General features: G+C 64.9%; 19 protein-coding genes. 8 read left to right on the forward strand and 11 right to left on the reverse strand.

Translation table 11 applies throughout. The features are described 5' to 3' along the window. Window positions 1-4 precede the first annotated feature (4 nt). A complete protein-coding gene (locus tag QSV36_RS12395) occupies window positions 5-466 on the reverse strand; it encodes a response regulator (protein WP_170029250.1) in 462 nt (153 codons plus the stop codon). A gap of 15 nt (window positions 467-481) precedes the next feature. Then, entirely contained in the window at window positions 482-2,731 is a 2,250-nt protein-coding gene (locus tag QSV36_RS12400; RefSeq protein ID WP_289131911.1) for an ATP-binding protein, read from the reverse strand. A gap of 266 nt (window positions 2,732-2,997) precedes the next feature. Between QSV36_RS12400 and QSV36_RS12405 the strand changes: the two genes are divergently transcribed. The 7 genes from QSV36_RS12405 to QSV36_RS12435 all read left to right on the forward strand — a co-directional run bounded on the left by QSV36_RS12405 (window position 2,998) and on the right by QSV36_RS12435 (window position 9,345). Further along, complete coding sequence (locus tag QSV36_RS12405) at window positions 2,998-3,525, forward strand: Csu type fimbrial protein (protein ID WP_289131913.1); 528 nt, start codon at window positions 2,998-3,000, stop codon at window positions 3,523-3,525. 31 nt (window positions 3,526-3,556) lie between these two features. Next, a complete protein-coding gene (locus QSV36_RS12410; protein ID WP_289131916.1) occupies window positions 3,557-4,093 on the forward strand; it encodes a Csu type fimbrial protein in 537 nt (178 codons plus the stop codon). Between the two features lie 21 nt (window positions 4,094-4,114). Then, complete coding sequence (locus tag QSV36_RS12415) at window positions 4,115-4,645, forward strand: Csu type fimbrial protein (RefSeq protein ID WP_289131917.1); 531 nt, start codon at window positions 4,115-4,117, stop codon at window positions 4,643-4,645. A gap of 3 nt (window positions 4,646-4,648) precedes the next feature. Then, complete coding sequence (locus tag QSV36_RS12420) at window positions 4,649-5,152, forward strand: Csu type fimbrial protein (RefSeq protein WP_289131918.1); 504 nt, start codon at window positions 4,649-4,651, stop codon at window positions 5,150-5,152. A gap of 36 nt (window positions 5,153-5,188) precedes the next feature. Continuing rightward, complete coding sequence (locus QSV36_RS12425) at window positions 5,189-5,977, forward strand: fimbrial biogenesis chaperone (protein ID WP_289131919.1); 789 nt, start codon at window positions 5,189-5,191, stop codon at window positions 5,975-5,977. A gap of 105 nt (window positions 5,978-6,082) precedes the next feature. Next, window positions 6,083-8,380 carry a fimbria/pilus outer membrane usher protein gene (locus QSV36_RS12430; protein ID WP_289132091.1) on the forward strand — a complete coding sequence of 766 codons (2,298 nt, stop codon included), beginning with the start codon at window positions 6,083-6,085 and terminating at the stop codon, window positions 8,378-8,380. Further along, window positions 8,380-9,345, forward strand: coding sequence for a Csu type fimbrial protein (locus QSV36_RS12435; RefSeq protein ID WP_289131921.1), 966 nt, complete (start codon window positions 8,380-8,382; stop codon window positions 9,343-9,345). The genes QSV36_RS12430 and QSV36_RS12435 overlap by 1 nt, the downstream gene beginning before the upstream one ends. An 80-nt stretch (window positions 9,346-9,425) precedes the next feature. Here QSV36_RS12435 and QSV36_RS12440 read toward each other — a convergent pair whose 3' ends face one another. The 8 genes from QSV36_RS12440 to QSV36_RS12475 form a co-directional block, all read right to left on the reverse strand. Beyond that, on the reverse strand, window positions 9,426-10,574 hold the full coding sequence (locus QSV36_RS12440) for a M14 family metallopeptidase (protein ID WP_289131922.1): 1,149 nt from the start codon (window positions 10,572-10,574) through the stop codon (window positions 9,426-9,428). A gap of 91 nt (window positions 10,575-10,665) precedes the next feature. Beyond that, window positions 10,666-11,439 carry an AraC family transcriptional regulator gene (locus QSV36_RS12445; protein ID WP_289131923.1) on the reverse strand — a complete coding sequence of 258 codons (774 nt, stop codon included), beginning with the start codon at window positions 11,437-11,439 and terminating at the stop codon, window positions 10,666-10,668. 36 nt (window positions 11,440-11,475) lie between these two features. Further along, entirely contained in the window at window positions 11,476-12,708 is a 1,233-nt protein-coding gene (locus QSV36_RS12450) for an MFS transporter (RefSeq protein WP_289131924.1), read from the reverse strand. Between the two features lie 244 nt (window positions 12,709-12,952). Further along, on the reverse strand, window positions 12,953-13,417 hold the full coding sequence (locus QSV36_RS12455) for a nuclear transport factor 2 family protein (RefSeq protein ID WP_289131926.1): 465 nt from the start codon (window positions 13,415-13,417) through the stop codon (window positions 12,953-12,955). A gap of 150 nt (window positions 13,418-13,567) precedes the next feature. Further along, complete coding sequence (locus QSV36_RS12460) at window positions 13,568-14,755, reverse strand: MFS transporter (protein WP_289131928.1); 1,188 nt, start codon at window positions 14,753-14,755, stop codon at window positions 13,568-13,570. A gap of 5 nt (window positions 14,756-14,760) precedes the next feature. Further along, window positions 14,761-15,564 (reverse strand): 2,5-didehydrogluconate reductase DkgB, encoded by an 804-nt coding sequence (dkgB, locus tag QSV36_RS12465; RefSeq protein ID WP_289131930.1) that lies wholly within the window; start codon window positions 15,562-15,564, stop codon window positions 14,761-14,763. 239 nt (window positions 15,565-15,803) lie between these two features. Next, entirely contained in the window at window positions 15,804-16,298 is a 495-nt protein-coding gene (locus QSV36_RS12470; RefSeq protein ID WP_225777209.1) for a DUF934 domain-containing protein, read from the reverse strand. Then, complete coding sequence (locus QSV36_RS12475) at window positions 16,282-17,934, reverse strand: nitrite/sulfite reductase (protein ID WP_186675760.1); 1,653 nt, start codon at window positions 17,932-17,934, stop codon at window positions 16,282-16,284. Before QSV36_RS12475 ends, QSV36_RS12470 begins: the two co-directional genes overlap by 17 nt. Window positions 17,935-18,147: 213 nt before the next feature. Between QSV36_RS12475 and QSV36_RS12480 the strand changes: the two genes are divergently transcribed. Continuing rightward, window positions 18,148-19,224 carry an ABC transporter substrate-binding protein gene (locus QSV36_RS12480; protein ID WP_289131934.1) on the forward strand — a complete coding sequence of 359 codons (1,077 nt, stop codon included), beginning with the start codon at window positions 18,148-18,150 and terminating at the stop codon, window positions 19,222-19,224. A gap of 376 nt (window positions 19,225-19,600) precedes the next feature. Here the strand turns inward: QSV36_RS12480 and QSV36_RS12485 are convergent, their stop codons facing one another. Next, entirely contained in the window at window positions 19,601-19,816 is a 216-nt protein-coding gene (locus tag QSV36_RS12485) for a DUF2970 domain-containing protein (RefSeq protein WP_003256398.1), read from the reverse strand. Window positions 19,817-19,922 lie beyond the last annotated feature (106 nt).

Genomic DNA, 19,922 nt, shown 5'->3' on the forward strand with positions numbered 1-19,922 from the left:
GGCCTCAGTTGCTGCCGCGCCGGGGCAGGCGCAGCGAGCCAGGGGGTGGTTCGTTGAGGACTGCCCAGAATATGCCGAGGTCGGAAATGGCGGCGACGAATTCCTTGAACTCCACCGGCTTGACCACGTAGGCATTCACTCCCAGCTCGTAGGCGCGCAACAAGTCGGGTTCTTCGCGCGAGGAGGTCAGCATCACCGTCGGGATGCTGCGCAGTTCGGGAGTGGCGCGCACTTCCTTGAGCACTTCCAGGCCGTCGACCTTCGGCAGTTTGAGGTCCAGCAGCAGCACGGCGGGGTTGCCATCGTCACGTTCGGCGTGAGCATTGCGGCGCAGCAGGTAGTCCAGCGCCTCGGCGCCGTCACGCAGCACGATGACTTCGTTGGCCAACTGGCTGCGCTCCAGCGCCAGGAGAGTCAGCTCCAGGTCGCGTGGATTGTCTTCGACCAGCAGGATGGGTTTGAGCATGATGGTAGCGGTGCCTCAGGTGGTCGCGGGGTGACGCGGGAGGGTGAAGTGGAAGGTGGCGCCCTGGTCGACCTTGCCGTGGGCCCAGACCCGGCCGTCGTGGCGTTCGATGATGCGCCGTACGCTCGCCAGGCCGATGCCGGTGCCTTCGAAATCTTCCATGCGGTGCAGGCGCTGGAACACGCCGAACAGCTTGTTGGCGTAGGCCATGTCGAAGCCTACACCGTTGTCGCGAATGCACACCTCGATTTCGTCCGGGTGCTGCACGGCGCTGATGCCGATGCGCGCCGGGGTGCGGCCACGCGTGTACTTGATGGCGTTGGCCAGCAGGTTGTGCAAGGCCAGGTTGATGAAGGCCGGGTCACCGATCACCTTGGGCAACGGGGCGATGTCCCAGACGATTTCGCGCCCTTCGTAGTCGGGTGCCAGCTCGCTACGAACGGCTTCGACCAGCGCGTTGAGGTCGACGTCCGACAGGCGTAGGGCGGAGCGGCCCATCTGCGAGAAGTTGAGCAGGTTATCGACCAGGCTGCCGGCAAAGTGTGCGGCCTCGCCGATGTGTTGCAGGAAGCGCTTGCCACGCTCGCTCAGGCTCTGCTCTTCGATTTCACCGAGCAGTTCGGTGTAGCCGGCAATATGCCGCAAGGGCGCCCGCAGGTCGTGTGACACGCTATAGGAGAAGGCTTCGAGCTCCTTGTTCGAACGGCGCAGTTCGCTGGCCAGTTGCGCCAGTTCCTCGGCCTTGCGCAGGACGATGCCGAGCACGGCGGTGCGCAGCTCCAATACAGCTTCGAGGAGCAGCGGGTGCCAAGGCTCGCAGTAGCCGCGTAGCTGTTCCTGCCAGCGCTCGAAACTGTGGCGCGGATCGAGGTTGCCCTGTGGCCCGACCTGCTTGGTCGGTTGCCCGGCCCAGTTCACAGTGCGCACCTGCTCGGGGCGGAACCACAACAAGTAATGCGAGTGGATCTGTGAAATCGCCACTGCCAGCACGCCGCCCGCATGAGCCGCGAGCTCGGGCAGTTCGTCGATGTCGCGCTGCAGGTTGTCGCTGTGGAAGACAGTTTCCTCGCCCCGTTGCGTCAGCCAGTGCACCAGTGCAGTGACTTGCCCGGCGGGCGGGGTCTTGCCGATCAGGTCGCAACGTTCGGCCGAAATGACCGCAGCCCCCTGAGCGCCCGCGAACGCCAGCAGAACGTCAGGCAGGTCGCGCAGGCCGTCGCTGACGCTGTCATGGTCGGCCATCGATGAAATCATGCGCACGATGTGCTGGCGCAGTTCCAGCAGCTGGCGTGTCTTGGCGTGGGATTCGCGCGACTCGATCTGCAACGACAGCACGCTGGCCAGCAGCTCGCAGGCCGTGCGGGTGCGCAGGTCCACCGGGCGCGGTTGCTGGTGGTGGCAGGAAATAAGCCCCCACAATTGCCCATCGACCACGATCGACAGCGACATCGAGGCCAGGGTGCCCATGTTGCGCATGTATTGCAGGTGTACCGGCGAAACGCTGCGCAGCGCGGCAAAGCTCAGGTCCAGTGGCTTGCCGGTGCGCGGGTTGGCAGCAGGCAGCAGCGGCGAGGGCTGGTAGTGGGCGTCCTCGATCACGCGGATGCGGTTGACCCGGTACAGCTCGCGCGCCTGGCGTGGAATATCGGCAGCCGGGAAGCACAGCCCCAGATAGCTGGGGTAGCCCGGGTCGGCGACTTCGGCCAGCACCTGGCCGTTGCCTTCGGCGTCGAAACGGTAGGCCTTGACCCTGCCAAAACCGGTAATGCGCTTGAGTTGCAGCACGGTTTGCTTCAGCAGTTCTTCAAGGCTGCTGGCCTGGTGCAGGCGGCCGACGAAGCTGCGCACCAGCGGGTAGTAATCGCCCTGCCCGGCAAGGTCCGCCGGCAGCCGCGGGGGCTCGAATTCGGCGATCAGCACCTGGTCATGACGGTGTGTCAGCAGGTGCAGTTTGTCGCTGTACGGTGCGCCCTGGCGCAGTTGCACGTCACCGATATGGAACGGAAACACCTCGTCCTCGGGCAGGCGGGCCAAGTGCAGGCGCAGGTCGAATTCACCGCTGACCAGCTCGGCGAAGCTGCAACCGGTCATTTCCCGGGCGGGTATGCCCAGCCATTGCTCGACATTTTCACTGGCTTGAAGCACGCGCAGATCGGCTTCGTCCAGCACCAGCAGAAACCCTTGAGGCTGGATGCTGCCAGGTAGCTGAATCGGCTCTTGGGCACAGCGTTCAAGGGCCTGGGTGAGCGTGCTATCTGCAGTCATCGATGAAACGCTCCTGTCATGTCTGTCCATGCGTACCGTATGCCTGGTGCAGGATGAGAGTGGTTTACCCTAACAGATTATCGACACACGTGCCGGCCTTGAGCATTGGAGGCCTGAAGTGGCGGAGGGTTCTGCATCAGGCCCGCTGTTTTTATCGTGGCCCTATCGCTTTGTTGCTAACACAAAAAAAAGTGGCTGTATGCCACCGCCATGATGTCAACGCGCTGCTACGCTCAGGTCTGCACACATCGACAAGGATGATCAAGGTGACGGAGCGTTTCCTGCCCGCGCTGTTGGGCCTGATGGTGAGCACCGGTGCCACGGCGACGGACTTCCTGGTGGAGGTACGCGTGCTGGTGCAGCGCGGCTGCATGCTGGTCGGCCAACCGCGCGACGCCGGCGCCCAGGCGCTGGGGCTTGTCGACCTGGGCGCGGCTGCCCGCCTCGACGGCCCTGGAGCGCCGCTCAGCGGTGTGTTGCTGAGCCAGCGCCCGCCACGCCTGGAATGCAATCCGCAAACCCCGTATCAGGTACGCGTCGACGGTGGCCAGCATGGCGGTATCGGCGAGCTGCGTTTTCTGGCCAGCGACGATGACAAGGCGCGGCCCATCCCCTACCGGCTGTACCGCGATGCTGCCTGGCGCGAACCGTTGGCAGTGAATGTGGCGCATTCGGCGCGGGTGCCGGACAGCGGCTCGGCCGAGCTGCCGTTGTACGCACGCATCGACAAGCTGGCCTGGGTACCGCAGGCAGGCAGGTATGCCGACCTGCTCAAAATCACCCTCACCTGGTAGGGCTGCCGCCATGCACAGGAACTCGACGGCCATGCACCGAACCTCGATCCTGCTACTTGCCCTGGGCCCATTGCTGGTCACCAGCGGTGCGGCGCATGGTACCAGCACCGGCTTCATCCAGGCGCGCCTGGTGATCAGCGCAGCCTGCCAGGTCAGCAGCAACGGCACGCAAGCGACCGTGGTGGGCAACCCCGGCGTGCTGGATTTCGGCGAGCGGGGCCTTGGCTGGGACCAGCCGCTGCGCAGCCAGGTCGATGACCTGAGCGGCCAGGGTAGCCTGCAGATCAGCTGCACCCCTGGGGTTCGGGCGTTCAACGTGCGCATCAACGGCGGCCTGAATGGCGGCGATGGCATACGACGGCTGAGCAACGGCCGCGAACTGATTCCCTATCAACTGGCCATCGACCCGGGTGGCAACAGCCGCTACGGCATCGGCCAGGCGCGTGCCTTCACCATCAGCGGCACCCGCCAGGTGCCTATCCCTATCTACGGTGTGGTGGTGGCGCATCCGCGCGCCCTGCCGGCCGGGCTGTACCGTGACACCCTGAGAGTGACCCTGGACTGGTAACAACGCTTAGGAGACGCCCCGATGCGATCGAACCTTTCATGCTACATCCTTGCCAGTCTGGGCCTGGCGCTGGCCTTCCAGGCCCATGCCGCCACGACCGGGACCATCAACTCGACGCTGACCCTGACCGCGGCATGCCAGGTCAATGGCAGCTCGGGCACCTCGGGCATGAACTTCGGTAGCTTGAATTTCGGCACGCAGGATGCCCTGTTCACCACCGCCGGCGCCCAGGTAATGGGCGGTGGCGGGGGGGCGATGAGCGTGCTGTGTTCGGCCGGTACGATACCGGTGATCCGGGTGCGGGCTGGCCTCAACGACGGCCAGTCGACCGGGGGTACGCGTGCCCTGGCCGATGGCGCCGGCCATTACGTGCCGTACGACTTCTACACTGATGCCGGGCACTCGCAACTGCTGGCCATCGACGGCACCATCACCTTGCCGACCAGCTCCGGCGAGGCCCAGACCGTCAACCTGTACGGCCAGGCGCGAGGCAAGGCGGGCCTGCCGGCAGGGGTGTACACCGACACGGTATCTGTCGAGTTGTCGTTCTGAGCCATGCGCAGCTGGCTGGCGGGTGGGCTGACCTGCCTTGGCGTGCTGCTGGCCGCGCCGCTGGATGCGGCGACCACCAGCAGCTTTGCGGTGACTGCGCAGATCGTCGCCGGGTGCCTGGTGGTGGGGGGTGTCAGCAACTACGGAACGCTTGACTATGGCTCACAGTCGGCCCTGGCCAGCGGGGTTCTCGGCACCTCGCTGGGCGGCTCCACGGTGACCTTCCAGTGCACCCCGGGGGTCACCTTGAACATGAGCGTGGATGGTGGGCAGAACAGTGCCGGCGGCACGCGCAACCTAAAGCGCAGCGGTGGCACCCAGGTGCTGGCATACCAGCTGTACCAGGATGCCGCCTACAGCCAGAACCTGGGAATCGGCCAGAGCGTGGCCGTGAGCTACAGCGACCCGACGGCGATCAAGCTGCCGGTGTACGGACGGGTCCAGCTGACCGGTACGCTGCCGGCCGGGACCTACACCGACGTGGTGCAAGTGACGGTGAGCTGGTGAACACAGCGACATCAAACCAGTATCAAGGAGAGATTCATGGGGGCAGGCGCGAAGTGGGCGCGGGGGTGGTGGCGTGGGTGGATAGCAGCGTTGTGGCTGGCGAGCCTGCCGGCAGGGGCGGCCACCTCGGTGTTGATCTGGCCGATCGATCCGGTCCTGGAAGCTGACCAGAAAGCCGGCGCGCTGTGGCTGGAAAACCGCGGTACCACGGCGGCCAACCTCCAGGTGCGGGTGTTCGCCTGGCGCCAGGCTGACTATCAGGAGCAGTTCCAGGCGCAGCGCGAGATCATCGGCAGCCCGCCAGTGGCCAACATCGCGCCCGGGCAGAGGCAACTGATCCGCCTGACCCGCACCGCGCCCTCGCCAGTCGGCCAGGAGCAGGCCTACCGCATCATCATTGACGAAATCCCGCCGGCCATCCCGGTCGACAAGGCCGAGCCTGGCACCACGGCAGCAATCCGCCTGCAGATGCGTTATTCGGTACCGCTGTTCGTCTATGGCGAAGGACTGTGGGGCAGGGCCGACCCTGAGGGCAAACGCACTGCCGAGGGCATGGGCAAGCCGCAACTCAGTTGGCGTGCGGTGACGGTGCAGGGCAAGCCCTATGTGGAACTGCGCAATACCGGCCCGGTGCACGCACGCCTGACCGATGTGGTGGTGCAGCAGGGGAGCCAGAGCAAGGCCCTGGCCGAGGGCCTGCTGGGCTATGTACTGCCGGGGGCCAGCATGCGCTGGCCGGCGCCGCTGGCTGTGCATGCGGGCAGCGAGTTGAAAGGGCGGGTGAACGGCCAGAGCAGCGCGGACGCCATCCGCCAGGGCCAATGAGCCAGCGCCTGAATGCCGCTTGTGGGCCAGGGGGGACCCGGCAATGGCAGGAATCCGTGTGTGAGGTGGCTGACGATGGTGCCCCGCTGGTGCCTGCGGCTGGCCATGCTCGGCTCCGGCCTGGTGCTGGCCGAAGAGCTGCCGCCGCCACCCACGGAAGTTGCCGCCATCGCCGATGCCACGCTGTACCTCGAGTTGCTGGTGAACCAGATGCCCAAGACTGAATTGGTGGCGGTGCAGCAGCGCGCCGGGCGGCTTTATCTGAACAGCGAGGTGTTGCGCACGGCCGGTGTCTCGCTGCCAGGCAACCCTCAGGGTGAACTGGCCCTGGACGCCATCGCGGGGTTGCACGCCGACTACGACAGCCAGAACCAGCGGCTGCACCTACAGGTACCGCCCGCCTGGCTGCCCGACCAGCAGGTGGGCGAGCGCAACCTGTACTCGGCGACCGAGGCGCGCAGCAGCTTCGGCGCCTTGTTCAACTACGACCTGTACCTCAACGACAGCGATGATGCTGGCAGCTACCTGGCGGCCTGGAATGAGCTGCGCCTGTTCGACAGCTGGGGCACGTTCTCCAGCACCGGGCAGTGGCGCCAGGCGTTCAACGGTGCGCCGAGCGGCGAGACGCACCAGGGCTTCTTGCGTTACGACACCAGCTGGCGCTTCACCGACGAGCAGCGCCTGTTGACTTACGAAGCCGGTGACCTGGTGACCGGCGCCTTGCCCTGGAGCAGTTCGGTGCGGGTGGGCGGCTTGCGCTTGTCTCGCGACTTCGCGATACGCCCCGACCTGGTCACCTATCCGTTGCCGGCGTTCGCTGGCGAAGCGGCGGTACCGACCTCGCTCGACCTGTTCATCAATGGCTACAAGGCCAGCACCAGCGAGCTGCAACCTGGCCCCTACACCTTGACCAACGTGCCGTTCATCAATGGTGCCGGGGAGGCCGTAGTGGTCACCACCGATGCGCTTGGCCGGCAGGTGTCGACCACCTTGCCGTTCTATGTCACCAGCAGCCTGCTGCAAAAAGGCCTGGTGGACTATTCGATGTCTGCCGGTAGCCTGCGCCGGGATTACGGCGTGCGCGATTTCGCCTACGGCCCCGGGGTTGCCTCGGCCAGCCTGCGCTACGGGGTCAGCGACAGCTTCACGTTGGAAAGCCATGCCGAGAGCGCCGAATCGCTGATGCTGGGCGGGCTGGGCGGCAACATGCGCCTGGGCAACCTGGGTGTACTCAACGCGGCCCTGGCGCAAAGCCAGTTCGAGGGTGACAACGGGCATCAGGTCGCCCTCGGCTACCAGTACAACAGCCAGCGCATCGGCTTCAGCTACCAGCGCCTGCAACGTTACGGCAGCTACGCCGACCTGACCCGTGTCGACAGCCAGGACCTGCAACTGAGCCAGCGCAGCGAACAGGTCACGTTCAGCCTGAACCTGAACCAGTACGGCAACATCGGTGCTGGCTACTTCGACGTGCGGGCTGGCGACGGCACCCGTACCCGGCTGCTCAACTTCAGCTACAGCAAGCCAATGTGGGGCAGCAGCAGCCTGTACCTGTCGGCCAACCGCGAACTGGGGGACAGCCAGTGGGCGGTACAGGCGCAGTTGGTGATACCGTTCGACCTGCACGGCACCCTGGCCATGGCCCTGGAGCGCAGCCAGCAGGGCGAGCGCCTGCAGCGCGTGAACTACAGCCGCGCGGTGCCCGTTGGTGGCGGTGTCGGTTACAACCTGGGCTATGCCGCCGGTAGCGAGCGCGATGCCTACCGCCAGGCCGATGTCACCTGGCGCTTGCAGTCGGTGCAGTTGCAGGCAGGTGTGTATGGCAGCTCGGGCGAGATGACCCGTTGGGCCGATGCCAGCGGATCGCTGGTGTGGATGGATGCGGGGCTGTTCGCCGCCAACCGCATCGACGATGCCTTCGTGCTGGTCAGCACCGATGGTTACGCCGATGTGCCGGTACGCTATGAAAACCAGGAAGTCGGCCGTACCGATGCCGGGGGCCATCTGCTGGTGCCGTACAGCAGCGGTTACTACCGCGGCAAGTACGAAATCGACCCGATGGATTTGCCGCCGGATATCCTTGCCACGGAAGTGGAGCAGCGCGTGGCGGTGCGCCGTGGCAGCGGCTACCTGCTGGAGTTCCCGCTGCGGCGCGTGCTGGCGGCCAGCGTCGAACTGGTGGACGCCAATCGGCAGGTGCTAACGCTGGGCAGCCACGTCACCCATGTCGAAACTGGCAGCCAGGCCGTCGTCGGATGGGATGGCCTGGTGTACCTGGAAAACCTGGCGCCGCACAACAGCCTGCAGGTGGAGCTGGCCGGCGGCGGGCAGTGCCGGGTAGCGTTCGACCTGCCTGAAGCGCAAGGCTCGATCCCCCTGATCGGCCCGTTGGAATGCAAGTGATGGGCTGCTGGCGCGGATTGCTGGCCGGTGCCTTGTGCTTGGGCGCGGGTACGGCCTGGGCCAAGTGCACTTCCGTGGTGACCGCGCCAGCAGCATTCGGCTCGCTGAACTCGACTCAGGTACGCAGCACGGTGCAGATGGCCTCCAGTACCAATTCGGGCCTGCAGTGCAGCGGTTCGGTGCTCAGCGTGCTCAGTAGCACTGACTCGTTCAAGATCAAGATCACTGCCACCACCAGCGGCCTGGTGGGGCCGACCGGGGATGTCATCCCCTACACGCTGTATGCCGACGCCACCACCAGCTATCCGATCACCCGTGGCAGCCCCTTCGAATACCGCTCCACCGGCATCCTCGATCTGCTGGGCCTGCTCAACGGTACCCCCAGGAATGTGCCGCTCTACATGCGCACGCAGGTGGGCAGCAACGTTGCCGCAGGGGCCTATCAGGAAACCCTCAACGTCGAATGGGCCTGGGATTATTGCGAGGGGATCGGGCTTGGCGGGCTTTGCATAGGCCGGGACACTGGCAGCGGCAGCAAGACCCTGACGGTGAGCCTGACAGTGACCAATGACTGCCAGATCACCACGCCTGACATCAGTTTCGCCAGTGCACCGGTGGTGGCGGGGTTCGGTACGGTCAGCCAGAACCTCAGTGTGTCGTGCACCAAGGGCAGTGATTACACCGTTGGCCTGGACGATGGCAAGAACGTGGCCGGCGGGCGGCGGCGCATGAAGTCAGCGGCGAACAACTACCTCGCCTACGATATCTTCAAGAGCGCTGGGGCGCAGCGCTGGGGTTCGGTGGGGGCCGCGCGGCGGGCCAGCGCCGATGCCGATGTGAACCCCGGTGCGGGTACCGGCACCGGTAGCCAGGTGTTCAACTACAACGCCAGGGTCTACACCGACCAGGCGACACCGCCGGCGGGCAGCTACGCCGACAGTGTGATCCTGGACGTACAGTTCTGAAGCACCCCACGTACTTCCAGCTTCAGGAGCAGGCATGCCCGCTCCCAGTTGCGCCGACAGCAACCGAGGTCAGGCAGGGCTCAACGCAAATCGTCCACCATCTGTGCCAGGGTCTCCAGCACTGCCCCGGCCAGTGCCTTCGAGCGTGCCCCCGACCACCCGGTGACCGGGTCGGGCGCGTCGTCGTGGTCCTTGAACGGCATTTCCAGGGTCAGCGACAGGCAGTCATGGACCATCCCCACGGCATTGCAGGCCAGTGTCGTGTTGGCCTGCCCCGGCTCGTCGCGGGTATACCCATGTACGGTCTGGAAGTCACGGGTCAGGCTGCACAGGGTGCTGCGGAACTGCGCTTCCAGCTGCGCCAGTCGCGGGGTATAGCCTGGGTTGCCTTCGCAGGCCGCAGTGAACACATGGGGAATCTCTTCGTCGCCATGCACGTCGATGAACGCATCCACCCCGTACTGCTTCATCTGTGCCTGGGCGAAGAACACCTCGGGGCTGAACTCGACACTGGCGTCCTGCCAGGCGCGGTTGAGGTCCTTGCCCTTGAAGTTGGTGCGCAGGTGGCCGAGGAAGGCACCGTCGGGGTTCATGTTGGGGATCAGGTACAGGTCGGCCTTGACCAGCAATTGGCGAATCACCGCGTCGTCGGCCTGCAGGCGGTCGATCACCCCTTCCATGAACCATTCGGCCATGTGTTCGCCCGGGTGCTGTTGGGCAATCAGCCACAGCTTGCGCTTGCCTGCGGCGCCATCACCGGCACGCAGCAGTGGAATGTCGCGGCCCTGGACGCTGCGGCCGCTGGCCAGCAACTCGACCCCTGGCAGTTGCCGGGCACGTTCGATCAACTGGTTGTGGCGGGCGCGCGAGTAGGGCTCGAAGTAAGCGAACCAGATCTGCGGCTGTTCGGCGGTTACCTCGAACGACAGCGCCGTGCCGTCGTACTGGCTGGGTACGCGGAACCAGTTTTGCTGGTCGTAGGAGGCCACGGCGTTGTAACCGCTCCAGGCATTCTTGTAGGACGAGCCGGAGGCGTTGTCGAGGCTGAAGCGGTGGACCTGGCCTGGCGTCAGCCCGCTGACCTTGAAGTGGAACCACTGGTAGTGGCCGCTGTGGGTGTCGGGGCGAATGGCCAGGTGCACCTGGGCCGGGTTGCTGGCATCCAGTACCTGAATGTTGCCGGAGTCGAAATCGCAGTCGATCTGCAGGGGGGACAGCGTTGCGGTCATGTGCCGGGCTCCTTCTGGGCTTTGTTGTGAGCCTACTGTACACGCCATGACCGGGTTGCTGCGTGAGATCATGCAATGTTTGTTTTGCAGGTCATTTGAAGAACTGGCTGGGCGTGGTGCCGAACTGGCGCTTGAACATGCTGGCGAAGGCGCTTGGACTGTCATACCCCAGCGCCACCGCGACATCGATGATCCGCTCGCCCAGGGCGATCCGTTCCAGCGCCTGCATCAGCCGCGCCTGCTGGCGCCACTGACCGAAGGTCATGCCGGTTTCCTTGCGGAACAGGCGCTGGATGGTCTTTTCGTCCACCCCCAGTTGCACGCCCCAGTCGGCCAGGGTGGCGTTATCGTCAGGGCGCTCGTGCAATGCCGCGCAAATCGCCCGCAGGCGCCTGTCGCCGGGCTGCGCCAGCTTCAGCGGCAGGGTGGGCAGCACGCAGATCTCATCGAGGATCAGGCGCATCACCCGGCCTTCGCGCGAGTCATCGGCAAACGGCGCCGCGAAACCCACCGAGGCCTTGATCAGTTCGCTGAGCAACGGCGAAATGCTGATCGCCTTGCTCTGCCCGGGCAGCTGAACGGCAGTGTCGGTGCGCACGAACACACTGCGCATCTTCACCTCGCCCACGCAGCGTATCGCGTGCACCTGGCCGCAGGGCATCCACACCCCGCGGCTGGGTGGCACGGTCCAGCGTTCATTGCCGGATTCGACGATCATCAGGCCTTTGATGGCATAGATCAGCTGATGCTTGGCATGGCTGTGCGGCTCGATGAACCAGTCGGTCGGGTAGTCGGTTGCGCGGCTACCCACTTCCCAGGTCCATTCATCGACCTCCACCAGCAATTCCTGCTGCGGTTTGAGCATTGCTACCTCGTGTTCAGGCTGCCCGGCCCGGCCACTTTAACAGCAGCGGGCGGGGCGGGCTTGCGAGCGGGTTGCCGGCAGCAGCGCAGTGGCCAGCCCCAGCAGCGGCAGGAACGCGATGGCCTGGTACACCCACTCGATGCCATGCCGGTCGGCCAGCTCGCCGAGCCCGGCGGCACCGATGCCGCTGATGCCGAACATCAAGCCGAACATCACCCCCGACACCATGCCGACCCGGCCCGGCACGGCCTCCTGGGCATACACCACCAGGGCGGCGAAGGCCGATGACATCACCAGGCCGATCAGCACCGCGAGGACCGCCGTCCAGGCCAGGTTGGCATGGGGCAGGGCGAGGGCGAAGGGGGCCACGCCAAGGAACGAGACCCAGATCACTGCCTTGCGCCCGATCCGGTCACCTACCGGGCCGCCGGCGAAGGTGCCCAGCGCCACCGCCGCGAGGAACACGAACAGGTACAGCTGGCTGTGCTGCACGCTCAGGCCGAAATGGTCGATCAGGTAGAAGGTGAAGTAGTTGGTGAACGAAGCGATGTAGACGAACTTGGCGAACATCAGCACAGCGATTACCCCAACGGCGCGCCACATGGCGCCTCGGGTCAGGCCTGGCGGCTGCTGGCCGGCGAAGGTCTTGAGCCGGGTCTGGCCGTGGCTCATGGTCCAGCCGGTCACCCGCCACAGCACCCACACCGCCATCGCAGCTGCCAGCATGAACCAGGCGATGGCGGGCTGGCCATGTGGGATGACGATGGCAGCAGTCAGCAGCGGGCCAAGGGCCGAGCCGGTGTTGCCGCCCACCTGGAAGGTCGATTGCGCGGTGCCGAAGCGCCCGCCAGAAGCCATCCTGGCCACCCGTGAGGCTTCCGGGTGGAAGGTGGCCGAGCCCACGCCGACCACGGCGGCGGCCACCAGCAGCATGACGTAGCTGCCGGCGCAGGCGAGCAGGGCGATGCCCCCCAAGGTGATCAGCATGCCGGCCGGCAGCAGGTAGGGTTGCGGGTGTTTGTCGGTGTACAGGCCGACCCAGGGTTGCAGCAGCGAGGCGGTCACCTGGTAGACCAGGGCGATCCAGCCAACCTGGGCGAAGCTCAGGGCGAAGTCGCTCTTGAGCATCGGGTAGATCGATGGCAGCACGGCCTGGATCAGGTCGTTGAGCAGATGGGCGAATGCGGCAGCGCCGACGATGCGGACCAGAAAGCCTTGAGGTGGGTCGGCAGGCGTGGTGGCGGCCATGGAGGCGGAGGTAGTCGTCATGGGCGAAGTTCTTCTGTCGAAAGGGAGCAAGGCATTGCCAGAGAAGGGTAGCCAGCGCCGCGGTTGCCTGTCTCACGCCGAACAGGCAGCCACTGTCGCATTTCGGACATTGCATAATCCACTGCTCTTCCTTCACCGCCCCTGGCAAACCATCCAGCGCCGCAAGGAGCAGGGTGGCAGCGTGACCTTGGGCAACCGCCCGGGGGGTGGCCTGGATCTCAGGGTCACGCTGCCGACAGGCTGATCAGAGCCCCAGTTCGCTCAGCCCGGGGTGGTCATCCGGGCGCCGGCCCAGCGGCCAGCGGAACTTGCGCTCGGCTTCGCTGATGGGCTGTTCGTTGATGCTCGAATGGCGGTTCTGCATCAGCCCGTCGTCGGCGAATTCCCAGTTTTCATTGCCATAGGCGCGGTACCACTGGCCGCTGTCGTCGTGGTACTCGTAGGCATAACGCACGGCAATGCGGTTACCGGTGAAGGCCCACAGCTCCTTGATCAGGCGGTACTCCAGCTCGCGGTTCCATTTGCGCGTCAGGAAGGCTTCGACCTCGGCGCGGCCGCGGGGGAACTCGACGCGGTTGCGCCACACGGTGTCGACGGTATAGGCAAGCGCGACCTTGGCCGCGTCGCGGCTGTTCCAGCCATCCTCGGCCAGGCGGACCTTTTCGATGGCGCTTGCGTGGGTGAAGGGCGGCAGGGGTGGGCGGGACATGGGCTACTCCTCGGTTCGATTGGCTGGTAAGGAGCTTAGCCGCCGCTGCGTGGCCAGAGAATGGATGTGCCTGGCACTTCATAATTGCATTACCTGGAACAATGCCCGGCTGCCAGGCCAGGCACAGTCCGCTTCTGCAGGTGGTCGCATTCAGGCCGCGTCGGCAGCGGTGTTTTCGACGGCCTTGCGCCGCCCGCCCAGCCAAACCAGCAGCAGCCCGGCTGCCGCGAGCACGCCCCCGGCCATTGGCACCGCCGCATAGCCCAGGTTCAGGCTGATCACCGCACCACCCAGCGCAGCGCCCAGGGCGTTACCCAGGTTGAACGCACCGACGTTGATCGACGACGCCAGCCCCGGCGCCTCGATGGCGGCGATCATCACCCGCATCTGCAGCGGTGGCACCACGGCAAAGGTGAACATGCCCCACACCAGCAAGATCAGGGCGGCGCCGACATGGCTGCCCAGCACCAGCGGCATCAGCAGCATGATGGCTGCCAGCGCTGCGAGGAAGATCCGCGCTGCACCGTCCAGCGACCAGTCGGCCAGGCGTCCGCCCAGGCTGTTGCCCAGGGTGAAGCCCACACCGATCAGCACCAGGCCGAGGGTGACGAAGCTGTCCGAAGCGCCGGTCAGTTCGGCCAGTACCGGGGCGACGTAGGTATACAAGGTGAACATGGCGCCGGCGCCAAGCACCGTGGTGGCCATCGCCAGCAACACGCTGGGGCGGGCGATGACCGCCAGCTCCTTGCGCACATGTGGCACGCTGCCGCGCTCACCCTTGGGCAGGGCGAACCACAGCGCGGCCATGGCCAGCAGGCCCAGTGCGGCGGTGCCGGCGAAGGCCATGCGCCAGCCGACCTGCTGGCCGACCCAGGTGGCCGCTGGTACGCCACCGATGTTGGCAATGGTCAGGCCCATGAACATGGTCGCCACGGCACTGGCCTGTTTCTCCTTGGGCACCACGCTGGCTGCCACCACCGCGCCAAGGCCGAAGAACGCGCCGTGGTTGAGGCTGGTCACCAGCCGTGAGGCGAGCAGGGTGTAATAGTCCGGTGCCAGTGACGACAGCAGGTTGCCCAAGGTGAAGATGGCCATCAGCGACATCAGCGCTGCGCGCTTGCCGAAACGGCTGAACAGTAACGTCATGACCGGGGCGCCGACCATCACGCCAATGGCATAGGCGGTGATCAGCATGCCGGCGCTGGGGATGCTCACCTCGACGCCCTGGGCGATCACTGGCAGCAGGCCCATCGGGGTGAACTCGGTGGTGCCGATGCCGAAGGCGCCGATGGCCAGGGCGAAGAGTACCCGGCCGCTTTTCATGGCTTGAGAGGTCATGGCGATCAATCCCAGGCCGGGGCCAGGCCGTCGGGGCTGACTTCGCGGCCATTGCGTTCCAGCCCGGCAATCCGGGCCATGTCTTCGGCGTCCAGCCTGAGGCTCTGGGCGAGCAGGTTGCTGGCCAGGTTCTCGCGCTTGGTCGACGACGGGATCACTGCGTAGCCCTGCTGCAGGGCCCAGGCCAGGGCAACCTGGGCGACCGTGGCCTTGTGCCTGGCGGCGATGTCGGCCAGTATCGGGTCTTTCAGGACCTTGCCGTAGGCCAGCGTCATGTAGGAGGTGACGGTGATGCCCTGTTCCTTGAGGAATGCAGCCAGCTTGCCGTTCTGCAGGTACGGGCTGAGCTCGATCTGGTTGGTGGCGATCTCGCCTTTGCCGACCACGTCGATGGCCTGGCGAGTCAGCTCGATGTTGAAGTTGGACACCCCGATCTGGCGGGTCAGGCCCAGCGCCTTGGCTTCGGCCAGGGCGGCCATGTACTCAGGCAGCTCAACGCCGTTGCCTGGGGCTGGCCAGTGGATCAGCAGCAGGTCGACATGCTCGGTACGCAGTTTCTGCAGGCTTTCGCGCAGGCTGGGGATCAGTTTGTCGGCCGCGTAGTTGGCTACCCAGATCTTGGTGGTAATGAACAGCTCGCTGCGCGGCACGCCGCTTTCGGCGATGGCCTGGCCGACTTCAGCTTCGTTGTTGTAGATCTGTGCGGTGTCGATGACCCGATAGCCCAGTTCCAGGGCTGCCTTGACCGAATCGATGACGGTCTGGCCGGTGAGGCGGAAGGTGCCGAGGCCGAAGGATGGAATGCTCATGTTCTGTTCCTTGTGAGTGAGGTGGGGCCGGACCGGGCCTGTGCGCCCGGTTCGATCGCTCTTCATGTGGGGAGCAGTGTGCGGGTTTGTAGCGGATTGATTAAGGTGGGGCGCGGCCAAGGTCCTTTGACTGGGATGCAAGAATAGGCGGTTGTGCTGTGACTGTGGCCTGGGGAATGCTGGCACTGAAACGCAACGGCCCGCCAGGAAGGCGGGCCGTCTGGTACAGCCGGGGACGATCAGCGGCGGCGGAACAGCGGCAGCGGCTCGTCGGCGGCGGCCTGGTAGGTCACCGAGAAGTCTTTCAGGCTTTGCAGCGCGTCTTCCGGGTCCTTGTCGGCACGGATGGCGAACGCATCGAAGCCGCAGCGGGCCATGAAGAACAGCTGGTCGCGCAGCACGTCACCAATCGCACGCAGCTCGCCCTTGTAGCCATAGCGGTCACGCAGCAGGCGTGCATTGGAGTAGCTGCGCCCGTCGGTGAAGGCCGGGAAGTTCAGCGCGATGACCTGGAAGTGTTGCACGTCCTCGCCGATTTCTTCCGCTTCTTCGTCACTGTCCAGCCACACACCCAGGCCACCGTCGCGGGCTTTCAGTGCATGGGCATGGTCGCGCCACATCTGCAGCGGGACGATGTAGTCGTCGCAGTTGGTCAGCTCGTCGAACGAGGTGTCCTTGGGCAGCAAGTGCCAGGTTTCGTCGACGATCTGGTTGTTCTTAATGATTCGCTGCATAGACGCGTTCCTTGAAGGGGTCGATGCCGATACGCTGGTAGGTGTCGATGAAACGCTCTTCCTCGGTACGTTGCTCGACGTACACGGCGATCAGCTTCTCGATCACATCGGCCATGTCGTCCTGGGCGAAGGACGGGCCGAGAATCTTGCCCAGGCTCGCGCCACGCGCGGCATTGCCGCCCAGCGATACCTGGTAGAACTCCTCGCCCTTCTTGTCCACGCCGAGAATGCCGATATGGCCCACGTGGTGGTGGCCGCAGGCGTTCATGCAGCCGGAAATGTTCAGGTCGATCTCGCCGATGTCGAACAGGTAGTCCAGGTCGTCGAAGCGGCGCTGGATGGATTCGGCGATCGGGATCGACTTGGCGTTGGCCAGCGAGCAGTAGTCACCACCCGGGCAGCAGATGATGTCGGTCAGCAGGCCGATGTTCGGGGTGGCGAAGCCGGCTTCGCGCAGCTCCAGCCACAGCGCGTGCAGCTGGCGCTGCTCGACGTCGGCAAGAATGATGTTCTGCTCGTGAGAGGTACGCAGGAAGCCGAAGCTGTAGCGCTCGGCCAGGTCGGCCACAGCGTCCAGCTGCTTGTCGGTCAGGTCGCCCGGGGCAACGCCGGTGGGCTTCAGCGACAGGGTCACGGCCACGTAGCCCGGGCGCTTGTGGGCGCGGGTGTTGCGCGAACGCCAACGGGCAAAGCCTGGGTATTCGGCATCCAGGGCGCTGTAGTCGACGTTGTCCAGGGCCAGGTAGTCCGGGTCGACGAAGTGCCGCGAAACGCGCTGGACTTCGGCTTCGGTCAGGGTGGTGCTGCCGCCGCGCAGGTGGACCATTTCGGCCTCGACCTTCTCGGCGAACACTTCCGGGGTGAGGGCCTTGACCAGGATCTTGATGCGCGCCTTGTACTTGTTGTCACGGCGCCCGTAACGGTTGTACACACGCAGGATGGCATCGAGGTAGCTGATCAGGTCCTGCCAGGGCAGGAACTCGTTGATGAACGAGCCGACTACCGGCGTACGGCCCAAGCCGCCGCCGACCAGGACGCGGAAGCCCAGTTCGCCAGCGGCATTGCGCACCGGCTCCAGGCCGATGTCGTGCACCTCGATGGCGGCGCGGTCTTCCTGCGAGCCGTTGATGGCAATCTTGAACTTGCGCGGCAGGTAGGCGAATTCCGGGTGGAAGGTGGTCCACTGGCGGACGATTTCACACCATGGGCGCGGGTCGATGATTTCGTCTGCAGCGACACCGGCGAACTGGTCGGTGGTGGTGTTGCGCAGGCAGTTGCCGCTGGTCTGGATCGCATGCATCTGCACGGTGGCCAGCTCGGCGAGGATGTCCGGGACGTCTTCCAGCGCCGGCCAGTTGAACTGTACGTTCTGCCGGGTGGAGATGTGGGCGTAGCCCTTGTCGTAATCGCGGGCGATCTTGGCCAGGGTGCGGACCTGGCGGGCGTTCAACTGGCCGTACGGCACGGCGACACGCAGCATCGGTGCGAAACGTTGGATGTAAAGGCCGTTCTGCAGGCGCAGAGGGCGGAATTCTTCTTCGCTCAGTTCCCCGGCCAGGTAGCGGCGGGTCTGATCACGGAACTGCTTGACGCGGTCCTCGATGATCCGCTGATCGTACTCGTCGTATACGTACATAAAAGTCCTGTCTCAGGCATGCAGCTATTCGCGCGCACGGCCGCGCACTCCGGTTCGGAGCCGGGGAACGATAGCAGGTTGCGTTTATGCGCTAAAGTGATGTTTTTGCATATGAAAAGAACCAAACGGACTATGTGAGATTGACTGCCATTTGTGCGCTGGCTGTGGCCCGGCGTTTATAATCCGCTGTTTGCTTCGCAGGGTTTTCTCCCCATGCTCAAGGCGTTGTGCCAAAGCTTGTGTCTTGTCTTGCCGTTGACGGCCACTGCGCAACCGGCTTCGGTGGTATTTCTCAACCCAGGGTTGTCCTCCGAGACGTTCTGGACGAGTTATACCCGGTTCATGCAGGCCGCCGCAGACGAGCTGGGCATGACCTTGCGCGTGGAGTACAGCGAGCGCCGTGCCGACCTGGCACTGAGCCGCGCGAGGGCGATCCTGGGCGGGCCGCAGCGGCCAGACTACCTGGTGTTGGTCAACGAGCAGTATGTAGCCCCGGAAATCATGCGCCTGTCGCGCGGCACCGGGGTCAAGCTGTTCCTGGTCAACAACGGCCTGACCGCCAGCCAGGCAATGAGTATCGAGGCCCAGCCCGACAAGTATGCCGAGCCCCTGGGTACCTTGGTCAGCAACGACGAGCAGGCCGGCTTCCAGATGCTGCAGCAGATGGCCGCGCAACTGCCCCGTGACAGCGGGCCGGTGGACCTGGTGGCCTTCGCCGGGGTCAAGACCACACCGGCCTCGCAGTTGCGTGTAGAGGGCATGCGTCGGGCCTTGGCCGATCATCCCCAGGTGCGCCTGCGCCAGGTGGTGTATGGCGGCTGGAACCGTCAGCGTGCCTATGAGCAGGCGCGGCAACTGCTGGAGCGCTACCCGGCCACGCGCCTGGTGTGGGCGGCCAATGACGAGATGGCCTTTGGCGCCATGCAGGCATTTGAACAGGCAGGCCGCCAACCGGGGCGTGACGTGCTGTTCGGTGCCGTCAACGCTTCGCCCGAGGCCTTGCGCGCGCGTATCGACGGGCGCCTGAGCGTACTGATGGGCGGGCATTTCACCCTCGGCGGTTGGGCCATGGTGCTGCTGCACGATGACGCCCAGGGGTTGCCGGTGAACCGCGACGGCCTGCGCGAGCACAGCGTGCCGGTGCTGCAGCTGATCGACCAGGCCAAGGCAAAGCACTGGCTGCGACTGCAGGAACGGGCCGACTACGGTGTCGATTTCCAGCAGTACAGCGCCGAAGGGCGTCCGGCCAGCTACCAGTACCCGTTTCTGCTGTCGCCGATCGATTATTGAAAGACCCTGCTTGAGCGAAGGGCATTGCTCGTCTTAACTGCTGGTGTGAAGTGCATTCCCATAACCACTACAAGAGGCAATGCAATGGGAAACTCAACCAAGGTCCGTAAAGCTGACAGCAGTGTCGATGCCTGGGCGATCCTTTGCCTGATCGTCCTGGTGGTGGTCACCGCCGTGTATTGGGTCAGCCACCAGTAGACTTGTTTCAAGACCATGATCCAGCCAAGACGCCTGCGGGAGGGAACCCCGCAGGCGTCTTTATCTTGCCTGCTCCGGCCCTTTCGCGGGTAAACCCGCTCCCACAGGTACTGCACAGGCCTTGAGAACTGGGATGTCCCTGTGGGAGCGGGTTTACCCGCGAAGAGGCCGGCACAAGCTAGCGAGCAAGGTGCAGGGCCAACTGCACCAGGCCGATCAGCACCGCGATGAACACCAAGGTGAACAGCGTCCCCAGTGCAATGAAATGGCTGGCCTTGCCGTGGGTGAAGTCGCGGGCGCGGTTCTTGCCGCTTTGTACGCCGAAGGCGGCAGCGAGAATGCTGTGCAGCATCTGCCAGAAGGTTGGGGGTTTGCCCTGGCTGGAATCGTCCATGGTGGCTCCTGGGAAAAGCAGAGGCAATCACGGACAGTGTAGGCAATCAAGCGGGGTTGGCATCGCCGGCTTCTTCGCGGGTCACCGCGAAGAAGCCGACGTCGAT

The sequence above is a fragment of the Pseudomonas sp. BCRC 81390 genome, assembly GCF_030341915.1.
Classification (GTDB): Bacteria; Pseudomonadota; Gammaproteobacteria; order Pseudomonadales; family Pseudomonadaceae; genus Aquipseudomonas.